Consider the following 19898-nt stretch of genomic DNA (forward strand, 5'->3'; position numbering starts at 1 on the left):
TCCTCATTTAGGATTCCGATTGGAGCTGTGATCCGAGTATTGCTCGGTCTGAACAGTCTTGCCGTCGAGGCCGCGCTCTTTAGTATGCCGGGTCTTGTCACGGTTCGAAAGAACCGTGTTCTCGGGAAGTTTTTCCTCGTCGAGAGTGGTCATCGCGCCGCTTCCGTGGCCCTTCCCCTTCGCGCCCGCGCCAATGTGCTTCCGGTCGGCATGTGCCATGGTTTTCTCCTTCCATTTATGGATTCAAACACGCCAGGCCCATGGAGGTTCCGGGATGCGAAACTCAAATCGCCTGACGCTCGAGCGGACAAGCCGAGCCATCCTAAGGCTTGTCCAGGTGCCGCTGCAGTTCGTCCTTGGGAATGAAATTGTCGGTGCTGCCCGGCTCATGATCGGGATGCGATACCTTCACGTCGAGATCGTCAGGAAGCGACAATGCCTGCTTGGCGTTTCATGATGCCCAGCGGCACCCGTCCTTCCTCGGTTTCTGCGGCAACTTCGACAAGCGGTCTTCTGGCTTTCATCTCGGCGGTCCTCTATTCGAAATCCGCCTGCTCGCCGATCGTTCCCTTGCCGCGCGAATCCGTGGCCTTTCTTCCCGCATCGCCGCCGTAATGCAATGCAGCAGAGGGATCGACGCCAGCTCCTCCAACGACAGCGACAACTTCGGCCTCCAATTGGGGTAGCTGTCGCTCGTGCCAGGGATATTGGTGGGCCTTTTCTCGTCGGTCAGGTCGGCAAGCCGAACCGCGACGAGAAGCGACGGAGTACGGGCGATGAAGCGGTAGGCGCTGACGGTCAATTCTCTCAAGGTCTCCCGGCTTGCCCTTGCACTGAGACGAGCCGGCACGTCGATGCCGGCAGCGCGGAGCGCCGCCTTCAGATTTCGTCGCTCGCGCCGGCGGTGCTGGAGATGTTTTGCCGTGAGATCGGGCGGCACGATGCCGTGGTCGCGGCGATCCTGGATGTCGGCGCCACGCCACCAGCCGGCAAGCGTCTGATGGTCGTGCGTCGAAATGCAGGTCAGGCCGAAAACGGGATAGGCATCCGGCGGCTTGAAGCCTTTCTCGTCCTGTTCATAGGAGAGAATGCGATACGAAAGGATCTGCGCCGCCGCGAGCTCGTCAGGTAAATCCGGCGGGATCATTCCCAACGCTTCACCGATAACGAGGCATCGATGCTCGGTGGACGTCTCGGCCAGGATCTGCAGAAGCCGATGCTGGGGATAGCGGACATAGGCGCCGCCATCCGGCCTGCTGCCGAGCGGCACCAGAAAGAGGCGCCGGAGCGCCGGGGCGTGATCGATACGGATCGCCCCGGCATAGCGCATGGCGGCGCTTACCATGCGCCGGTAAGGCGAGCCGTCTCCCGCAGCGATCGCGGAAGGCAAATATCCGGCAAGATGCCAGTCCTGCCCCTCTATGGCGAACGGATCGGGAGGGCTGCCGATGGTCGCTTTCGAAATATAGACATCCGGCTCGCTCCATGTCGCCGATCCTTCGACCGCCTCACCCACGGCGAGATCGAGATAAAGCCCGATCCGCAGGCCGGCTTCGCGCGCTCGGTCCGCTACCTGCAGCAACTGCCGGTGGGCGAGCCACTGCAGCCACATATGGAAGCAGACCTCGTCCGCATGCCCACGCTCGAATTCAGCGACGGCGGCGCTGTCAGAGCGCCGGAAATCTGCGGGCCATGCCTGCCAACCGGCGCCTGCCCCGCGTTCCGCTATAGAAAGCGAAAGACATTCAAAGAGCGCATGGCGCCGCAAGCTGTTACCGCCTCGCGTGACGAAGGCATCGAAATCAACCGGATCGTAGGTTTCATCGGTTGCACCTGCCTGCGGCCAGGCGCGCCAGAGGTCCCGCAGAGTTCCAAGCTTGGCCCTCGCAACTCCGGCATAATCGACGAGGTCGCTTCGGCGAAGTTCCTCTAATTGCCGTTCGAGTTCGACACTACTGACAAAACCTGGCAATCGATCGACCGCGATATAGAGCGGGTTGAGATGCTGACGGCTTGAAGGTTCATAGGGGCTGCAGCGATCGGGATCGGCAAGAAATGGTGCGTGAAGCGGATTGAGGCCGATGAAATCAGCGCCAAGCTTCCCCGCCAGGTCGGCCACATCGGACAGATCCTCGAAATCTCCGATGCCCCAGTTTCGTGCCGAACGCAGTTCGTAAAGCTGCAGGCTAATCCCCCAGATGCGTGTCTTGAAGAGGAAGTCCGGCAGAAACGACTTAGGGATCGTTTTATCCGCCCGCTCCGGCTGCTGCTCCCGTCGCGGTCCCTTCGTCTCGCGATCGGTGGGTGCCGACAGTTCAACTTCCAATGCCGAGAGTATCTTGCGTTTGGTGTCGGCGGAAATCGCCACCTCGCGATCGTCGGGACTGGGCCTGGTCGGGCTGATCCCGTATTGCCGGGCGAGCCTGTCGAGTTCGGCGGATTTCATCGTCCGATCGCCTTCATGTCAGGCCCTCACCTTTCGAGATGCTCCAGATCACCGTCCAGGGCGCCAGTCGGCCTCCGTCGCTGCCACCCAGGCGGAAGATCGTTTCGCCTTCGTCATGCCGCGAGAGAGGCGGCGCCGCCTCGCCGCCGAGATTGGCATGCAGATGAAGGCGCCGGTCGCCGGCCAGGGCCCAATCCACCGCGAGCGTTGCCCCTGCCGAGCGATAGATCCCATTTCCGCCGCCGGCGCCTTTCAGCAGGGGTACGATCCGTCGATGCCGGAGGTCGAGAAGCACCCTGTAGAATTCAAGCATTTCCGATGAGGTACGTGTCGACCAGTCGAGCTTGGCGGCCGCAAAGGTCGACGGCGCCGTCGGATCCAGAAGCTCGTCAGAGTCGAAACCCGGCAGGCGCGAAAGCTCCTCGCGCCTGCCCTTCCTGACCTTCTCGTTCAGGCCCTCGTCGAAATCGCAGAAAAACGGAAAAGGCTCTCGCGCACCCCATTCCTCACCCATGAACAGCATCGGTATCTCAGGTGCCAGCAGGTAGATCGATGTGACAGCCTTGACGGCATCCGTCCGGCTCGAAGCCATGATCCGGTCCCCCAGCGCCCGGTTGCCGATCTGGTCATGGTTCTGGATGAAGGACACGAAGGCGGTCGGCGGCAGGTGGCCGCTCGGCCTGCCTCGGCTCCCACCGCGGTAGGGCATATGCTCGCCCTGAAACACGAAACCTTCCGCCAGCGCACGGCCGAGCTTATCGGCATCACCGGCGTAGTCGGCATAATAGCCGAAGGTCTCTCCGGTCGCAGCGATATGCAGCACATGGTGCAGGTCGTCGTTCCACTGGGCGGTGAACAGCCGCGCCGCGCCGCTCTCATCGCGCTGCAGCAGGTCGCTGTCGTTCTCCTCGTTCTCAACGATCAGGTGAACCTGCCGGTCGCCGGCCGCTGCCCTGACACGACGGGCGAGCGCATGCAGAAGATGCTCCCTGCTGTCGTCCTTGATCGCATGGACGGCATCGAAGCGAAAACCATCGAGGCGGAACTCGGTGATCCAATAGATGGCGTTCTCGATGATGAATTCGCGGATCATCTCGGAGCCGTCGCCGTCATAATTGACGCCGCGGCCCCAGGGCGTCTTGTGATGATCGGTAAAGAGCGGCGCGTAGGACGGGATATAATTTCCCTCCGGTCCGAAGTGATTGTAGACCGCGTCGAGGAAGACCGAGATGCCGCGCTCATGCGCCCCATCTACCAGCTCCATCAAATCTTCCGGCCGGCCGTAGCTGCTGTCGGGTGCATAGGGAAGCACGCCGTCATAGCCCCAGCTATAGCGGCCCGGGAATTCAGCGACCGGCATGATCTGCAGCGCCGTCACGCCCAGTTCCCGCAGATGGTCGAGACGCTCGATCACGGCCTTGAAAGTCCCTTGCGGTGTGAAGCAGCCGATATGCAGTTCGTAGATGACCATCTCCTCCCAGGGCCGGCCGGTCCATTCGCGCGTGTCCCAGCGATAGGCAGCAAGGTCGACCACTTCACTCGCACCATGTACATCCTGCGGCTGGAAGCGCGAGGCAGGATCGGGAATTTGAAGCCCGTTCGGCAGGATGAAGCGATACTGGGTACCGGGACCGGCGTCCGCAACCGTGCATTGATGCCAGCCGTCTTCAGCCGCTTGCATCGGGCGCGGATCAGTGCCTTCGATCTTCAATGAAACGCTTTCATGCAGAGGAGCCCAAAGGCGAAACAGAACGCCATCTTCGGTGAATGCGGGGCCGAATATCATTTTGGTCAAGGGAAGCCTTCGGCGACGTTAGGACGGAATTTAAGTAACTTTTGTCGGAGCAAAAAGTTTCGCCTGGGGTGCGCCAAGCGAGCGGGACGTGGTCAGCAGGCGGCCCAAATCCGGATTAGCCGCAGCGTGGTTTCGTTGATCGTGAAAGTTTCAGGCGGATCCGCTCATGCTCCGTGTCGCAATCCGGTGCCCCCAGGATGCGGCAGGCGCACAGATACAATCCGCAATTGTGCCAATCCGCCACGCGACGGCCGGCATGCTCAATTATTTCAGGGAGTTAAGCCCCATCACGCTGCCGCGACCTTGTTCCTCAGCGCCTCGTCCATGGCCGCTTGCAGCTGCTCTTGCGTGAACGGCTTCGCCATCCTCAGCATCCGCCCGAGCCCCTGATCCTCGGCAAGCTCGACATAGCCTGAGGCGAGGATCACGGGCAGGTTGGGGAAGGCTGAACGAAGGTGGCGCGCGAGCTCGGCGCCGGTCATGCCCGGCATGGCATGATCGGTGATGACGAGATCACACTTCTGTCCGCCGGCGAGGAATTCCAGGGCCTGGGTAGCGGAAGCCGCCTCCCGCGGCAGGTGTCCGAGATCCTCCAGCATTGCCACGGTCCCAGTCCTGACGAGCGCATCGTCGTCGACGACGAGGATGGCAAGCGATCGCGAGACCGATTTCAGGGGTTCCACGGCCGCAGGCACGACCGCCGGCTGCGCCTTGGCAATGCTCTGCGCGACCGGCAGCCAGAGCGAGACGGTCGTGCCCTTACCTCTCGTGCTCGAAATCTGGATCGAACCGCCCGATTGCGCTGCCAGGCCGTGCACCATCGACAGGCCGAGCCCGGTGCCCTTGCCGATCCCCTTCGTGGTGAAGAATGGCTCGGCGGCGCGCAGAACCGTCGCTTCGTCCATCCCTTCGCCGTCATCCGAGACCGATATCTTGATGTAATTCCCGCCTGCAAGACCAGCCGGCCGGACCTCCTCCGCCGCAGCCGCGACGGTCACTGCACCGCCGCTTTCGAGCGCATCCCGCGCATTGACGAAGAGATTGAGGAGCGCCAGTTCCAGCTGATTGCTGTCCACCAGCAGTGGCTCCAGATCCGCTGGGATGCGCTTGCGGATCTCGACCCGCGGTCCGACCGCCTTGGCGAGCAGATCCTCGACGTTTTCGAACAGCCGGAGAAAGTCGACCGCCTGCGGCTTCAGCTCCTGTCGGCGCGCGAAGGCAAGGAGGCGCTGGGTGAGCGCCGTCCCGCGTTCGGCCGCCTGGATGGCGTTCGTCACCAGGCGTTCGCTTCGCTCATCCGCCGGAAGCCGCTTCTTCAGCAGACTGAGGCTGCCGAGCACCGCCATGAGAAGATTGTTGAAATCGTGCGCCACGCCGCCTGTCAGGTGGCCGATCGTATCGAGCTTCTGCGCCTCGAAGAGCTGCGCCAGCGCCTCCTCACGCTCGCGCGTCCTTTGGTCGATGCGGTGCTCGAGCTCCTCGTTCAGCTGGCGCAACTGCGCCGCCGACGCTTCGAGCTCGGCGGTGCGCTGGTGCACCCTCGCCTCCAGTTCGGCATTTAGACGTTCGAGTTCCCGCGTCTTCCGGTAGAGATCGGCAAAGACCCTGACCTTGGCCCTCAGCACTTCGGGCACTATCGGGACGGAGACGTAGTCGACGGCGCCGACCGCATAGCCGCGCAGCCGGTCAGGCTCGGCCAGCATAACGGCGGAGACGAAGATGATCGGCGTATTCTGATAGCGCGGGTGCTGCCGGATCATGCCGACGAGCTCAAATCCGTCCTGTTCCGGCATGCAGACGTCGACGAGGATCACGGCGATCTCGCTGCGCAGCAGGTGCTCGAAGGCTTCGCGGGCGGATTGAGCCTTGATGAGGTTTTCCTCGAGCTCTTCGAGAATGACTTCGTAGCTCAGGAGCTTCGCGGGCTGGTCGTCTACGAGGAGGATGTTGACGGGGTTCATGGCCGGATCCTCAGCGGTGCAACCACATGCGCAGAGCCGACAGGAGCTGTTCGGTGTTGACGGGCTTCGCCAGGTAATCCGACGCACCCGCCTCCAGGCATTTCTCCCTGTCACCCTTCATCGCCTTGGCCGTCAATGCCAGGATCGGCAGCCGCCGGAAGCGGGGCTCAGAACGGATGACCTGCATCGTCTCGTAGCCGTCCATCCCGGGCATCATGATGTCCATCAGCACGATCGCCACCGAGGGCTCTGTGTTGATGACGTCGATCGCCTCGCTGCCCGTCGTCGCGGTCAGCACCCTCATCCCCCGGCGTTCGAGAACGCTGCTCAGCGCAAAGATGTTGCGGGCATCATCGTCGACGAGCAGCACGGTCTCGCCGACAAGATCCTCGTCCGAGCTGTGCAATTCCTGCAGCGTCGCTTGCTTTGCGGCCGGCAGGTCGGCAACCACCCGATGCAGGAAAAGCGCCGTCTCGTCGAGCAGGCGTTCGGGCGACTCCACGCCCTTCACCACGACGCTGCGAGCCATGCTGTGCAGTGTCGCATCTTCCTCAGGCGAAAGCTCCCGGCCGGTGAAGACGACCACCGGCACTTCGGCGATCTCGGCGTCATCGCGGATCTGCTCCAGCACTTCGAAGCCCGACATGTCAGGGAGCGTGAGGTCGAGCACGACACAATCGGCAGAGCCTTGCCGGAGAACGGCGAGCGCCTCCGATCCGGAGCCGACGCTGGTTATGTCGATGTCGTCGTGCCCAAGAAGAGCGGTGACGCTCATGCGCTCGGCTTCGTTGTCTTCCACCAGCAGCAGCTGCTTGCGGCGCGGCTCGGCATAGGCCTTCAGCCGCGACAGCGCCCTGCCGAGTCCTTCCGGCGTCGTCGGCTTGCTCATGAAGGCAAAGGCGCCGCGGGTCAGCCCATGCTGGCGGTCCTCGTCGAGGCTGATGATCTGCACCGGAATGTGCCGCGTCTGCGGGTTCTGCTTGAGCTGGCTCAGCACCGTCCAGCCGAGCATGTCCGGCAGGAAAATATCGAGCGAAATCGCCGACGGCTTGTATTCCTGCGCCAGCGTCAGGGCATCGCTGCCGCGCATCGCCACCAGTACCTTGAAACCGTTGTCGCGGGCGAGATCGACGAGGACGCGGGCATAATGCGCATCGTCTTCGACGACGAGCAGCACGGAGTCGCCGGGCTCGATCCGGTGACGGTCGTCCGCGACATGTTCGACCGGTTTCTCAGCCCGACGGGCAGCCGCCTCGGCGAACTCGACGACGTTCGCCGCTGCCGGAGTGGACTTCGGCGCCACCGCGCCGGCGCCGACATAGGTGAGCGGCAGGTAAAGCACGAAGGTGCTGCCGACACCCGGCGCGCTGCGCAGCTGGATCTCGCCGCCGAGCAGGTTTGCCAGTTCGCGGCTGATCGCCAGCCCCAGGCCGGTGCCGCCATACTTGCGGCTGGTCGAGGCATCGGCCTGCTGGAACGCCTCGAAGATGATGCGCTGCTTTTCGGGCGGTATGCCGATGCCAGTATCGACCACTTCGAAGGCGATGACGGAGGGCGCGTGCCGCAGCGAAGGATGCTCCGGCGACCAGCCGCTTGTCACCGATGCAACGCGAAGCGTGACGCCGCCCTGCGCGGTGAACTTGAAAGCGTTCGAGAGCAGGTTCTTGAGGATCTGCTGCAGCCGCTTCGAGTCCGTGATGATACTCTTCGTGACGTCGGCGCCGACTTCGACTGCGAAGGAGAGGTTGCGGTTTTCAGCCTCGTGCCGGAACGGCCGCGCCATCACTTCAAGCAGGTTGCTGACGAAGATCTCCTCGGCATCGACCGAGACCGTGCCGGACTCGATCTTCGACAGATCGAGAATGTCGCTGATGAGATTGAGCAGATCAGTGCCGGCGCCGTGGATCGTCTTTGCGAACTCGACCTGTTTGGCCGACAGGTTGCCGTCCGGGTTTTCCCCGAGCTGCTGGCCGAGGATGAGGATCGAGTTCAAAGGCGTGCGCAGCTCGTGCGACATGTTGGCGAGGAACTCGGATTTGTATTTCGAGGTCAGCGCAAGCTCGGTGGCCTTTTCCTCGAGCGCGCGCCGCGCCTGCTCGATTTCCTGGTTCTTCGCCTCGACTTCGACGTTGCGTTCCTCGAGCTGCTGCGCCTTCTGGCCGAGCTGCTCGTTGGTCTGCTGCAGCTCGCGCTGCTGTGTCTGCAGTTCGGCGGCGAGCTGCTGCGATTGCTTGAGAAGGCCTTCGGTCTGCATCGTCGCTTCGATCGAGTTGAGCACGATACCGATCGACGTGGTCAGCTGGTCGAGGAAGGAGAGCTGCAACTCGGTGAATTCGCCGGCAGAGGCAAGCTCGATCACCGCCTTCACCTGGCCCTCGAAATGCACCGGCAGCACGATGGCACTTCTGGGCAGCGTGGTGAACACGCCGGAGCTGATCGGGACGACGTTCTCGGGCAGATCGGTGACCAGGATGCGGCGGGCATCGCTCGCGCACTGGCCGACGAGGCCCTGGCCGAAGTCGAGCCGCGGCGGATGCGCCGCCTCGACCCCTTGCGCATAGACGGAGAGCAGCGACAGGAATGGCTGGCTCTCGTCGGCATCGACCTGGTAGATCACGCCCTGATGTGCGCCGACCAGCGGCGCCAGCTCCGACAGCAGCATCTTGCCGACCAGCGTCAGATCGCGTTGGCCCTGCAGCATGTTGGTAAAGCGCGCCAGATTGGTCTTCAGCCAATCCTGCTCGGTGTTGCGCTCCGTCGTCAGGCGCAGGTTGTCGATCATCGTGTTGATGTTGTCCTTGAGCTCGGCCACTTCGCCGCGCGCATCGACCTTGATCGAGCGCGTCAGGTCGCCCTTGGTGACGGCGGTGGCGACCTCGGCGATGGCGCGCACCTGGGTCGTCAGGTTGGCGGCAAGCAGGTTGACGTTGCCGGTCAGGTCCTTCCACGTTCCCGCGGTACCGGGCACATTCGCCTGGCCGCCGAGGCGGCCCTCGACGCCGACCTCGCGCGCCACTGTGGTCACCTGGTCGGCGAAGGTCGCGAGCGTATTGGTCATGTTGTTGATGGTTTCGGCAAGGGCCGCCACCTCGCCCTTGGAGGCGACGGTGAGGTTCTGCTTGAGGTCGCCGTTCGCCACCGCCGTCACCACCTTGACGATACCGCGCACCTGTTCGGTCAAGTTGGCGGCCATGACGTTGACGGTGTCAGTCAGATCCTTCCAGGTGCCGGCGACACCGGGCACCTGCGCCTGGCCGCCCAGCTTGCCTTCGGTGCCGACTTCGCGAGCCACACGCGTCACCTCGCCGGCAAACGCGTTGAGCTGATCGACCATGGTGTTGATGGTGTTCTTCAGTTCAAGGATTTCGCCCTTCACGTCGACGGTGATCTTGCGCGAGAGGTCGCCACGCGCCACCGCCGTCGTCACTTCGGCGATATTGCGAACCTGGGTCGTGAGGTTGGCGGCGAGCAGGTTGACGTTGTCGGTCAGGTCCTTCCACGTGCCGGCGACACCGGGAACGACGGCCTGGCCGCCGAGCCGGCCGTCAGTGCCGACTTCGCGCGCCACACGGGTCACTTCGCCGGCGAAGGAGCGAAGCTGGTCAACCATGGTATTCAAGGTATCTTTGAGCAGCAGGATTTCGCCGCGCACATCGACGGTGATTTTGCGCGACAGGTCGCCATTGGCGATCGCGGTCGCCACCTCGGCGATGTTGCGCACCTGCGCCGTCAGATTGCCGGCCATGGAGTTGACACTGTCGGTCAGGTCCTTCCAGGTGCCGGCGACACCGGAAACCTGGGCCTGGCCGCCGAGCTTGCCTTCGGTGCCGACCTCGCGGGCAACGCGCGTCACTTCGCCGGCGAAGGCGTTGAGCTGGTCCACCATCGTGTTGATGGTGTTCTTCAGTTCGAGGATTTCGCCCTTCACGTCGACGGTGATCTTGCGCGAGAGGTCACCGCGCGCCACCGCGGTGGTGACTTCGGCGATGTTGCGCACCTGGCCTGTCAGGTTCGAGGCCATCGAGTTGACGTTTTCGGTGAGGTCCTTCCAGGTGCCGGCGACGCCCGGCACCTGCGCCTGACCACCGAGCTTGCCCTCGGTGCCGACTTCGCGGGCAACACGGGTGACTTCCGATGCGAAGCGGTTCAGCTGATCCACCATGGTGTTCAGCGTTTCCTTGAGCTCGAGGATTTCGCCCGAAACCGATACCGTGATCTTCTTCGACAGGTCGCCATTGGCGATCGCGGTCGAGACTTCGGCGATGTTGCGCACCTGCGCCGTCAGGTTGCCGGCCATGGAATTGACGCTGTCGGTCAGGTCCTTCCAGGTGCCGGCCACACCGAGCACGTTGGCCTGGCCGCCGAGCCGGCCTTCCGTGCCGACCTCGCGCGCCACGCGCGTCACTTCGCCGGCGAAGCCGTTCAATTGGTCGACCATCGTATTGATGGTTTCTTTGAGTTCGAGGATTTCGCCCGACACCGGCACGGTGATCTTCTTGGAAAGGTCGCCCTGGGCGACGGCAGTCGCGACTTCGGCGATGTTGCGCACCTGGCCGGTCAGGTTGGACGCCATGGAATTGACGCTGTCGGTCAAATCCTTCCAGGTGCCGGCGACGCCGCGCACGTTGGCCTGACCGCCGAGCCGGCCTTCCGTGCCGACCTCACGCGCCACACGCGTCACTTCCGAAGCGAAGGCGTTCAACTGGTCGACCATCGTATTGATGGTTTCCTTTAGTTCGAGAATTTCCCCCTTCACGTCGACGGTGATCTTCTTCGACAGGTCGCCATTGGCGATGGCTGTGGAGACTTCCGCGATGTTCCGCACCTGCGCCGTCAGGTTGCCGCCCATCGAGTTGACGTTTTCGGTCAGATCCTTCCAGGTGCCGGCGACGCCACGTACGTTCGCCTGACCGCCGAGCCGGCCTTCCGTGCCGACTTCGCGGGCCACACGCGTTACTTCCGAGGCGAAGGCGTTCAGCTGGTCGACCATCGTGTTGATGGTCTCCTTCAGCTCGAGGATTTCGCCCGAGACCGTCACCGTGATCTTCTTCGACAGGTCGCCATTGGCGATGGCCGTGGAGACTTCGGCGATGTTGCGTACCTGTGCCGTCAGGTTCGACGCCATCGAATTGACGTTGTCGGTCAGATCCTTCCAGGTGCCCGCAACACCTGGCACCTGAGCCTGGCCGCCGAGCCGGCCCTCGGTGCCGACTTCGCGCGCCACGCGCGTGACTTCGCCGGCAAAGCCGTTCAACTGATCAACCATCGTATTGATGGTTTCCTTGAGTTCGAGGATTTCGCCCGAGACGTCGACAGTGATCTTGCGCGAGAGGTCGCCGCGCGCCACCGCCGTCGTCACCTGGGCGATGTTGCGCACCTGCGCCGTCAGATTGCCGCACATGGCGTTGACGCTATCGGTCAGGTCTTTCCAGGTGCCGGCGACGCCTGGCACCAATGCCTGCCCGCCGAGCTTGCCTTCGGTGCCGACTTCGCGGGCGACGCGCGTCACTTCGGAGGCGAAGGAGCGCAACTGGTCGACCATGGTATTGATCGCCTCCTTCAGCTGCAGGATTTCGCCGCGCACGTCGACGGTGATCTTCTTGGAAAGGTCGCCGTTCGCAACCGCGATCGTCACTTCCGCGATATTGCGCACCTGCGCCGTCAGGTTCGACGCCATTGAGTTGACGCTTTCGGTCAGGTCCTTCCAGACGCCCGTCACCTCGGGCACCTGCGCCTGTCCGCCGAGCTTTCCGTCGGTCCCGACTTCGCGAGCGACGCGCGTCACCTCGGAAGTGAAGACACTGAGCTGCTTGATCATCGTGTTGACGATGTCGGCCGAGCGCAGGAATTCGCCTTTGAGCGCCCGCCCGTCGACATCGAGCGGCACGGTCTGCAGCAGATCACCCTTGGCGACCGCGGTGATCGTGCGCGTCACCGCCGTCGTCGGCCAGAGGAGGTCGTCGATCAGGCCGTTGATCGAGCCTTCCATTTCCGACCATGAACCATTCGACAGGCCGAAGCGCACGCGCGTGCTCGTCCGCCCGTCCCGGCCGACGACCTGGCCGACATGTTCGAGTTGCTGGGACATACGTTGATTGGCGGCGATGATGTCGTTCAGCGCATCGGCGACCTTGCCGGTAACCCCGGTCAGGTCCGAGCGCATGCGCACGGAAAAGTCGCCGCGTCTGACCGCAACCAGCACCTCTAAAAGGGCGCTGGCATCGTCGAACCCCATGCTTTTGTGGTCGTGCCCGTTGAGGCTCTCGGCCGCAGCGTCGTCGCGCGAAAATTCACCGGTTTGCGTGCTCACGAAATCCCCCCTGTTCGAAAAAGGGTAATTAGTGCTCGACTGGAAAAAGTGTATGGGTGTGCCGCAGGGTTGCAGAGATAGGCCTAACCCAATGTCACTGGCCAAACTTTGCCTGCGTGGAACAGTTTCCCGCCGGCCGTCGTTTCCGTCCTGACAAGGAGAGCGACATGTCGAACGTCTCAAGGACAGGCAAGGAAGAGATCAATAATGCGACCAGCCCGACGACCTTCGGAAAGTCGGTCGAGAGCCAGGCGCAGATGCAGGGTGCCGCGGCGGGGGCATCGTCCGAAACCGGCGGAGAGGTGCTGAACATCTACCGGCTGGAACCGATCGCCAGGCCAGACGATCCCAGATGGGGCAATGCCCCCAACCACGGCGCCGTCGTCGTCGCCGCCCGAACGCCCGGCGATGCCAGGATCGTTGCCGCGGCGCGCGAGCTCGATTTCATGGAAGTCGATGCGGCGCCCGCCGAAGATGTCACCACGGCCAATGCCAGCGCCTTTCGTGACGACAAACTCTACACCGTGATCGAGATCGATCGGGACAGACGTGATATAAAGCGGGGTATCCTCGACGGCACGGTCTCGGTCGATACCATCCGGCCGGTCGAACAGGACTAGAAATCCTTTCTTCACCTGGGAGTTGTCATGAATACCGCCAATCTGCAGCTTAAAGGCCTGATCATGGCGATGGCCTCGATATGCGACGCGATCGTCGAAAAGGAATTGCTCACACGCGGGGAACTCGACACCGCGCTTTCGAAGGCTAAAAGGGCGATCGAGCAGGATGACGATCACGAGCTGTCGGGCGCCAACCTCGCGGCGATCCTGTTTCCGATCCGCGTGCTGCAGCTTGCCGGCGAAGCCGGCAGCAAGGGCGAAGGGGCGACGTTTTCGGACTATGCCAAGCTTGTCGGCAAGCTTAGCTGACCGTGCTCCAAGGCTTTTTGCTCGACGCTGGCGAACACTGTTCCGGCGGCAGTGTTCAGTGCCGTCGATTTTTGCAATAAGTTGATCCTTTTGGTATTGTTTTCTGGTCGTTCCTGTGGCTATACCCCGGCCGCATATATTCACGCACCGGGATTTTCATCGTGACCAGCCTCAAATCACTTCTGGCCGCCTGCGGCCTCTCAGCCCTGATCGGCCTTGCCGCAGCCCCGTCATTCGCCGGTTCGACGACCTACCCGCTGACGCTCGAAAATTGCGGCGCCGAAGTGACCTTCAAGAAGGCGCCCGAGCGGGCGATCGGCCTTGGCCAGAACAGCGCGGAGATCCTGCTGCTGCTCGGCCTTCAGGACAAGATGGTCGGCACGGCCTTCTGGCCGAGCAAGGTCCTGCCGCAGCTTGCCGAAGCCAATGCCAAGGTCAAGCTCCTTACTGTGGAGATGCCGACCTTTGAATCCATGCTCGCCGAAAATCCCGATTTCGTGGCGGTGGCTCTGCCGAGCCTCGTCGGCCCGAACAGCAAGATCGCCAAGCGCGAAGATTTCGACAAGGTTGGCGTTTCAACTTATCTCTCGCCGAGCACCTGCCTCAGCACCAAGGACGTCAAGGATCAGTATGGCAGCCGCGGCGAGCTGTGGAACATGGATCTCCTCTACAAGGAGATCGACGAACTATCTCAGATTTTCGATGTCGTCGATCGCGGCCAGGCGCTGATTGCCGATTTGAAGGCGCGTGAAGCCAAGCTGCGCGGCAGCGTTGCCAAGGACGGCCAGAACCTGTCCTACGTCTTCTGGTTCTCCAGCCCCAGCCCGTCGGCCGATGCCTATGTCGGCGGCAAGAACAGCGCCTCCGGCTTCATCGCCGATCTGCTCGGCGGCCATAATGCGATCACCGCGGATGCGGAATGGCCGACCGTGGGCTGGGAAGGCATCATCGCCGCCAATCCCGACGTCATCGTCGTCGCCAGCCTCGACCGCAACCGCTGGGAGCTCGACAAGCCCGAGGCCAAGATCAACTTCCTGAACACCGATCCGGCCGTCAGCCAGATCCCGGCCGTCAAGAACAAGGCGCTCGTGGTAATGGACGGCCAGGCGATGAACCCGACCATCCGCACGATCTACGGCGCCGAGCAGGTTGCCGAGCAGCTGAAGGCCCTCGGTCTCCTGAAGTGACCGACGCAGGCCGTCTCTTCCGACAGCTGGGAGCGGTCACCGTACTGCTCCTGGTTTCCCTCTGCCTCATCGCTGTCGCCATCGGCGTCAGCGTCGGGATCGGCGACCTGCCGATCCCGCTTGCGACCACCTTCTCGGCCGTCACCAACCGGCTCGGCTGGACTGCGGTCGAGCTGAACCGCATCCATGAGACCGTCATCTGGGATTATCGGCTCAGCCGCGCGCTCGTCGCCGCCTTCTGCGGCGCGGGACTAGCGCTATCAGGCGCCATCATGCAGTCGCTGCTGCGCAATCCGCTCGCCGAACCCTATGTGCTCGGCATCTCGGCCGGCGCCTCCACCGGTGCCGTCACGATCGTCATCTTGGGCGCCGGTGCCGGCGCTGTATCGCTTTCCGCAGGGGCCTTTGCCGGCGCCTTTGCGGCCTTCTTCTTCGTGGCGCTGCTGTCGAATGGCACCCGCGGCGGCGCGGACCGCACCATCCTTGCCGGTGTCGCCGCATCGCAGCTCTTCAACGCCTCGACCTCCTATATCGTCACCACCTCGGCCAATGCGCAGCAGGCCCGCGATGTCATGTTCTGGCTGCTCGGCAGCTTCAGCGGCGTGCGCTGGCCGGAATTCGCGCTGGTCTCGATCGTCGTCGGCTTCGGCCTCGCCGCCTGTCTGCTTTACGCCCGCGTGCTCGATGCCTTCGCTTTCGGCGATGAGGCGGCATCCTCGCTCGGCGTCAATGTCGGCCGCGCCAGAATGGCGCTCTTTGCGCTGACCGCGATGATGACGGCGACGATCGTCAGCATGGTCGGCTCGATCGGCTTCGTCGGCCTGGTCGTGCCGCATGTCGCCCGTTTCGTCGTCGGGCCGCTTCATATCCGCCTGCTGCCGGCCTGCGCCATATCAGGAGCGATCTTCATGGTGCTCGCCGATATCGCCGCGCGCGCCCTCATTCCCAACCAGATCCTGCCGATCGGCGTCGTCACGGCGCTGGTGGGCGTGCCCTTCTTCTCGATCATTCTCTACCGGTTCCAGCGCGCGTCATGAGCATCAAGGCCGACAACCTCACCTGGAAAATTGGCAGGAAGACCATTCTCGACGGCGTTTCCATGGAGGCGCAGCCCGGCCGGATGCTCGGTCTGCTTGGGCCGAACGGCTCCGGCAAGACCTCGCTGCTGCGGCTTCTCGCCGGCCTGAAGCGGCCGCATTCCGGCCGCGTCACGCTCGACCGGAGCGATATCGGCACGATCAGCCGCCGCTCGATCGCCCGGCGCATCGCCTTCGTCGAGCAGCACGCGACGACGAACGCCAATCTCAAGGTCGTCGACGTCGTCAAGCTCGGGAGATTCCCGCACCGGTCGATGTTTTCGGGCTGGACGAGAGCCGACGAAGAGGCTGTCGAGGCCGCGCTCGCGCGCACCGGCATGGCGGAAAAGCGCGCCGAGCGCTGGCAGAGTCTGTCGGGCGGCGAAAAACAGCGCACCCACATCGCCAGGGCGCTTGCTCAGTCGCCGCAGGAATTGATCCTCGACGAACCGACAAATCATCTCGACATCCAGCATCAGATCGGTCTGATGCGGCTCGTCTCCGGCCTGCCGATCACCAGCATCGTCGCCCTGCACGATCTCAACCATGCCGCCATGTTCTGCGATGAGCTTATTATCATGCAGCAAGGCAGGATCGTCGCGTCAGGCGCACCTGAGGACGTGCTGAGCGAGACGTTGCTGCGCGAGGTCTTTTCGGTCGAGGCCCGCATCGAAGCCTCCCCCCATCATTCGCGCCCGCATATCCACTATCTCAGGTGAGAACGGCCGCTCTCACGTCACGATCTGTAGCGGCAAAGCGGTCGTCTTTTTGATCGTCTTGAGGACGATGCTCGATTTGACCGAGGCCAGATTATCGGTGACCCGGATCATTCTTTCGAGAAACTGGCTGAGATGGTCGAGGTCGCGCGTCATGACCTTCATCAGAAAATCGGCGTCACCGGTCTGCGAATAACATTCCAGGATCTCCGGGGCGGTCTCGATGAAACGATGGAGCCGCTCGTTTCCGCCTTCGGTATGGGCTCGGAGGCTGACAAGCGTATGCGCGACGACGGTGAAACCCAGTTTTACCGGATTGAGGATGGCGACGACGTTCTGGATATATTGCTCTTTGCGCAGTCTTTCCAAACGGCGGGCGCATTGGGTCGCGGAGAGATTGACCTTCTGAGACAGTTCGCTCTGCGTCAGCTCGCTGTTCTGCTGCAGAGCGGCAAGCAATTTGACATCGAACTGGTCGAGCATGGCCCGCCTCTCATATAAGGGGAATTTCTGCGCAATATAGCCGCTCCTCGCCGATTGTCTGCATCGATATGCCGGCGAAAGGAGATAATCGCAGAAATTCGTCGCGAAAGTTCCGTTAATCTCCAGCCATGATATCAAAAACGGAGGTGGACCTGTGTTTGAGGAACTGAAGAACCGGCCGGCCGATAGCCTGCTCGCACTCATCAAGGCCTTCCAGGCCGACGATCGTCCCGAAAAGATCGACCTGGGCGTCGGCGTCTATCGCGATGCCATGGGACGCACGCCCGTCATGCGGGCCGTCAAGGCGGCAGAGCAGTTTCTGCTGGAGACCCAGGATAGCAAGAAATATCTCGGCCCCGAAGGCGATCTGCAATTCGTGCGCCTGCTTAGGCCGATCATCTTCGGCAACTCGCCGACATTCGCCCAACGGCTTGCCGGCATTCAAACGCCCGGCGGCAGCGGCGCGCTCCGTCTCGGCGCGGAGCTCATCCAAACGGTAAACCCATCGGCGAAGGTTCTCTTGGGAACGCCGAGCTGGCCCAATCATGCACCGATTTTCGCTTCGGCACGCTTGGACGTGAAGGAATACGCCTTCATCGACCTGACGTCACAGCAGGTGACATTCGACAGCGTCGTCGACGCCTTGTCTTCCGCTGGGGAAGGCGACGTCGTCCTGCTTCATGGTTGCTGCCATAATCCGACCGGCATCGATTTCACCATGGAGCAGTGGCGAGAGATTGCCGATCTCCTCGTTGCGAACAGGCTCGTGCCCTTCATCGATCTTGCCTATCAGGGGCTGGGCGACGGTCTCGAACAGGATGCCGCGCCGACGCGCATGATCCTCGACGCGGTCGAGGAAGCGCTGATCGCCTATTCCTGCGACAAGAACTTCGGCCTCTATCGCGAACGCGTCGGCGCGCTCTATGTCGTGGCCCGCAATGCCGATGACGTCAGAATGGCGGAAAGCAACATGGCGGCGCTTGCCCGCGTCAACTGGTCCATGCCGCCGGATCATGGCGCCGCCGTTGTCAGAACCATTCTCGAAAGCCCGGAATTGACGGCGATGTGGCGCGTTGAACTCGAAGAGATGTGCGAGCGCGTCAACGGCAATCGCGCGGCGCTGGCCGCTGCCTCGCCCGACCTTTCCTTCATCAGCCGGCAACGTGGCCTGTTCTCCAATCTCTCCATGCGCAAGGAAACGGCGGTCGCGCTTAGGGCAAACCATGGCATCTACATGGCGGATTCCGGGCGCATGAATCTCGCCGGCATGCAGCCCGCCGATGCCGGTGTCATCGTCGCCGCGCTCCGGGCCGAAGGCTGTCTGAAATCATAACCGAACACATCGTTGGAGCCTCCGAATGAGCAGGAAAGAAACGACCGGACAGGCGATCACCCGTTCGCTTGTCGCCCATGGGATCGACACGATCTTCGGCATCCCCGGCGCCCATATGTATGATTTCAACGACGCGCTTTATGACGCCGGCGATAAGATCCGGTTCATTCACACCCGGCATGAACAGGGCGCGGCCTACATGGCTTACGGCTATGCCAAGTCCACCGGCCGGATCGGCGCCTATACCGTCGTCCCCGGCCCGGGCGTCCTCAATTCGGGCGCGGCCCTCTGCACCGCTTACGGCGCCAACGCGCCAGTGCTCTGCATCACCGGCAACATCATGTCGCATCTGATCGGCCGAGGCAGAGGACAGCTGCACGAACTGCCGGATCAACTCGCGACAATGCGCGGGATTACCAAGACGGCCGAGCGCATTAACCACCAGTCCGAGGCCGCTTCCGTTATGGCCGGGGTCGTCGCCAAGATGCTCTCCGGCCGTCAGGGGCCGGGAGCGGTCGAAGCCCCTTGGGACGTGTTCGGACAGTCCGCCCCTGAAATCGACGTTCCCGTTGGCGCGAGAGCGCCTCATCCGGCAGTCAATCCCGATCAGATCGCTGCTGCGGCGGCGCTGATATCAGGCGCCAGCAATCCGATGATCATGGTCGGCGGCGGCGCGGCGGATGCCGGAGCGGAGATCGCCGCGCTTGCGGAACTGCTGCAGGCGCCGGTGACATCGCATCGCTCAGGCAAGGGCATCGTGCCCGACGACCATCCGAACTATTTGAATTTCGTAGCCGCCTATGAATATTGGAAGAAGGTCGACGTGCTGATCGGGATCGGCAGCCGGCTCGAATTGCAGTTCATGCGCTGGAAGTGGCTGCCCGAGGGGCTCAAGATCATTCGCATCGATATCGATCCAACCGAAATGGTCCGGCTCAAGCCTGATGTCGGCATCGTCTCGGACGCAAGGGATGGAACGCAGGCGCTGATCGATGCGCTGGGCGGTTCCAGCCGTGAGGATCGCGCGCGTGAATTTGCCGAACTCAATGCAGAGGCAAGGTCTCGTTTTTCGGCGGTGCAGCCACAGCTTGGCTATCTCGAAGCCATTCGCGAAGCCCTGCCGAGAGACGGCTTCTTCGTCGAGGAAATCAGTCAGATGGGCTTTACCGCCCGCTTTGCCTTCCCGACCTATGGCCCTCGCCAATACGTGACATGCGGCTACCAGGACAATCTCGGTTTCGGCTTCAATACGGCCCTGGGCGTGAAAGTCGCCCATCCCGATAAAGCTGTGGTCTCCGTTTCGGGCGATGGCGGCTTCATGTTCGGCGTCCAGGAACTTGCCACTGCCGTCCAGCACAAGATCGCCGTCGTCGCCATCGTCTTCAACAATTCCGCCTACGGCAATGTGCTGCGCGACCAGAAGCAGACCTACAAGGGCCGCACGCTCGGTTCGGATCTGACCAATCCCGATTTCGTCGCCCTCGGCGAGAGCTTCGGCATCCGATCTTTCAAGGCGACGAGCCCCGGGGAGTTGAAAGACATACTGGAGAAAGCGCTCTCACTCGATGAGCCCATTCTGATCGAAGTTCCGGTCGAAAAGGGATCGGAGGCAAGCCCCTGGCCTTTCATCCATCCGGCTCCGCACGAATGACCGGAACCACT

Annotated in this window: 13 protein-coding genes; 7 read left to right on the plus strand and 6 right to left on the minus strand. The window is 62.6% G+C overall.

The annotated features are described in order from the left end of the window. Positions 1–3: 3 nt before the first annotated feature. The 5 genes from AMK00_RS28800 to AMK00_RS28825 all read right to left on the minus strand — a co-directional run bounded on the left by AMK00_RS28800 (position 4) and on the right by AMK00_RS28825 (position 12512). Positions 4–219 carry a hypothetical protein gene (locus AMK00_RS28800; protein ID WP_064812632.1) on the minus strand — a complete coding sequence of 72 codons (216 nt, stop codon included), beginning with the start codon at positions 217–219 and terminating at the stop codon, positions 4–6. A gap of 301 nt (positions 220–520) precedes the next feature. After that, positions 521–2446 carry a 4-alpha-glucanotransferase gene (gene malQ / locus AMK00_RS28810; protein WP_064812634.1) on the minus strand — a complete coding sequence of 642 codons (1926 nt, stop codon included), beginning with the start codon at positions 2444–2446 and terminating at the stop codon, positions 521–523. A gap of 13 nt (positions 2447–2459) precedes the next feature. Further along, positions 2460–4241, minus strand: coding sequence for a malto-oligosyltrehalose trehalohydrolase (gene treZ / locus AMK00_RS28815; protein WP_064812636.1), 1782 nt, complete (start codon positions 4239–4241; stop codon positions 2460–2462). A 287-nt stretch (positions 4242–4528) separates the two neighbouring features. Then, on the minus strand, positions 4529–6202 hold the full coding sequence (locus tag AMK00_RS28820; protein WP_064812638.1) for a response regulator: 1674 nt from the start codon (positions 6200–6202) through the stop codon (positions 4529–4531). A gap of 10 nt (positions 6203–6212) precedes the next feature. Further along, positions 6213–12512, minus strand: a complete 6300-nt coding sequence (locus AMK00_RS28825; RefSeq protein ID WP_064812640.1) for a HAMP domain-containing protein — start codon at positions 12510–12512, stop codon at positions 6213–6215. 167 nt (positions 12513–12679) lie between these two features. Between AMK00_RS28825 and AMK00_RS28830 the strand changes: the two genes are divergently transcribed. From AMK00_RS28830 to AMK00_RS28850, 5 genes are all read left to right on the plus strand, one after another. Beyond that, positions 12680–13132: a hypothetical protein gene (locus AMK00_RS28830; RefSeq protein WP_064812642.1), complete on the plus strand. Its 453-nt coding sequence runs from the start codon at positions 12680–12682 to the stop codon at positions 13130–13132. 27 nt (positions 13133–13159) lie between these two features. Beyond that, the gene (locus tag AMK00_RS28835) at positions 13160–13441 is read left to right on the plus strand and encodes a hypothetical protein (RefSeq protein ID WP_064807554.1); all 282 of its coding nucleotides are present in this window, start codon (positions 13160–13162) and stop codon (positions 13439–13441) included. 161 nt (positions 13442–13602) lie between these two features. Further along, the gene (locus AMK00_RS28840) at positions 13603–14628 is read left to right on the plus strand and encodes an ABC transporter substrate-binding protein (protein WP_064812644.1); all 1026 of its coding nucleotides are present in this window, start codon (positions 13603–13605) and stop codon (positions 14626–14628) included. Beyond that, positions 14625–15665: a FecCD family ABC transporter permease gene (locus AMK00_RS28845; protein WP_064812646.1), complete on the plus strand. Its 1041-nt coding sequence runs from the start codon at positions 14625–14627 to the stop codon at positions 15663–15665. The genes AMK00_RS28840 and AMK00_RS28845 overlap by 4 nt, the downstream gene beginning before the upstream one ends. Next, positions 15662–16423 (plus strand): ABC transporter ATP-binding protein, encoded by a 762-nt coding sequence (locus AMK00_RS28850; RefSeq protein WP_064812648.1) that lies wholly within the window; start codon positions 15662–15664, stop codon positions 16421–16423. Before AMK00_RS28845 ends, AMK00_RS28850 begins: the two co-directional genes overlap by 4 nt. Before the next feature lie 12 nt (positions 16424–16435). Here AMK00_RS28850 and AMK00_RS28855 read toward each other — a convergent pair whose 3' ends face one another. Then, positions 16436–16903 carry an Lrp/AsnC family transcriptional regulator gene (locus tag AMK00_RS28855; RefSeq protein ID WP_064812650.1) on the minus strand — a complete coding sequence of 156 codons (468 nt, stop codon included), beginning with the start codon at positions 16901–16903 and terminating at the stop codon, positions 16436–16438. Between the two features lie 154 nt (positions 16904–17057). Between AMK00_RS28855 and AMK00_RS28860 the strand changes: the two genes are divergently transcribed. Together AMK00_RS28860 and AMK00_RS28865 are read left to right on the plus strand one after the other, a co-directional pair. Beyond that, the gene (locus AMK00_RS28860) at positions 17058–18236 is read left to right on the plus strand and encodes an amino acid aminotransferase (protein WP_064812652.1); all 1179 of its coding nucleotides are present in this window, start codon (positions 17058–17060) and stop codon (positions 18234–18236) included. Between the two features lie 25 nt (positions 18237–18261). Continuing rightward, complete coding sequence (locus AMK00_RS28865; protein ID WP_064812654.1) at positions 18262–19887, plus strand: thiamine pyrophosphate-dependent enzyme; 1626 nt, start codon at positions 18262–18264, stop codon at positions 19885–19887. Positions 19888–19898: the final 11 nt, after the last annotated feature.

Origin of the sequence: Rhizobium sp. N621 (assembly GCF_001664325.1) — a bacterium.
Lineage (GTDB): Bacteria > Pseudomonadota > Alphaproteobacteria > Rhizobiales > Rhizobiaceae > Rhizobium > Rhizobium esperanzae.